A 1,338-nucleotide genomic window follows, 5' to 3' on the forward strand; every position below is an offset into this window, starting at 1 on the left:
TGGGTCCATGTGCTGAAATTCAGGGTTTCGGTCAGGCGCCAGCTCAGATAGCGGAGCGAGACGATGATCGAGAGCCCCTTGAGGACGAGGGTTGCGCGTGGCCCAGGCCGACGATTAACGACGAAGAAAACGAGAATGCCGAATAAACAGACGATGGTCTGTCCTGCGAGGTTCAGATGAACAAATGCAGCGACAAATGTACTCAGAAGCGCGACAACGATCATGGAAAACTTGATTGTCGTATCCAGGCGCGATTCATGGGCGCTATCGATCCAGTGTTCTGCAATCGAAATTGCATGCCTGACGCGGCTCATGCCAGCTTCCTCACTCAAAGTTTCAGTGCAGCCTGCGAACCGTCTGGAGCAGACGATCTCCGATCGCCTCAAGGTCTAGAGCCGCGCGCGAAAAGGGTGCGTAGTGATGAATCAGCTTTTGGCTGGCAAAGGCTTCCCCGACATGCTCATCGCGGAAAATTGTCCCGAGATGCATGGAGCCAAGACGCCGGATAATCTGGGGCATCGTCATCGCGCTGATACGGTTCATGGGATCGAAGCGATTGACAACCACCTGATGCAGAAAAGGCAAGCTCGTCTGGGCCTCACGTGCGTAGCAGCTCCCCGAATGAATCTCTGCAATCAACGAGACGCAAGACGCCTCTGCAGTCATGACGGTGACGACCATATCCGCGTGATCAATCAGTGCGGAGAGTGCCACCGAATAGCCCGGCGCCGTGTCGACGATAACGACTGTGTCCGGAGCCTGTGCCAAGGACACAAGATCATTGGCGAGAACGCCCGGGTTTGTCACGACCACCCGCTCAAAAGCCATCTGGCGTTCCAAAGACAACGTACCGAAGGGATATATGATGACGTCATTTACCCCCCTCACGGCCGTATCTCGCCAGAGGCGGCGACTTGCAATCTCAGGTGCGAAGCCGGCGCGATGTGAAATCGGGATACCAAAGTGTAGACGCAACGCGTTTTGCGGATCGAGATCGACTGCTACGACCCGCGGTATCCCGGCGCGGCGCAGTTCCTCCGCGAGATGCGCGGTTACCATGGTCTTTCCAACACCCCCCTTGGGTGAGGCTACGCATATAAGTGTCATCAGGGCTGCTATCGTCTCAGAGGGGTTAAGATAAGCAATCGATGTTCTAGCGACGAAATACGCCATGTAGGCGACGCTGCGTGCTGTGTCGGCTTTGCGGTGAGGCTCTTAGTGAAGACAGCAATTGCTTGAGGGGCGTGTGCTTCCACTGTTGATCTGGATTTGAAACGAAGCTTGTCTCAACTCCCCTGGAAGCAGAATCACCCAATGGAATGGCCTTTTTGACGAAGA

Annotated in this window: 1 protein-coding gene and 1 pseudogene; both read right to left on the bottom strand. The window is 55.2% G+C overall.

Annotated features, from left to right (window positions below; all coding sequences use genetic code 11):
- Positions 1 to 314 (bottom strand): annotated as a pseudogene (locus C0V97_RS18065) (hypothetical protein); the annotation flags it as partial.
- A gap of 22 nt (positions 315 to 336) precedes the next feature.
- Complete coding sequence (locus C0V97_RS18070) at positions 337 to 1,173, bottom strand: cellulose synthase operon protein YhjQ/BcsQ (protein WP_127102125.1); 837 nt, start codon at positions 1,171 to 1,173, stop codon at positions 337 to 339.
- Positions 1,174 to 1,338 lie beyond the last annotated feature (165 nt).

It is taken from the genome of Asaia sp. W19 (assembly GCF_003994335.1).
In the GTDB taxonomy this organism is placed as follows: domain Bacteria; phylum Pseudomonadota; class Alphaproteobacteria; order Acetobacterales; family Acetobacteraceae; genus Asaia.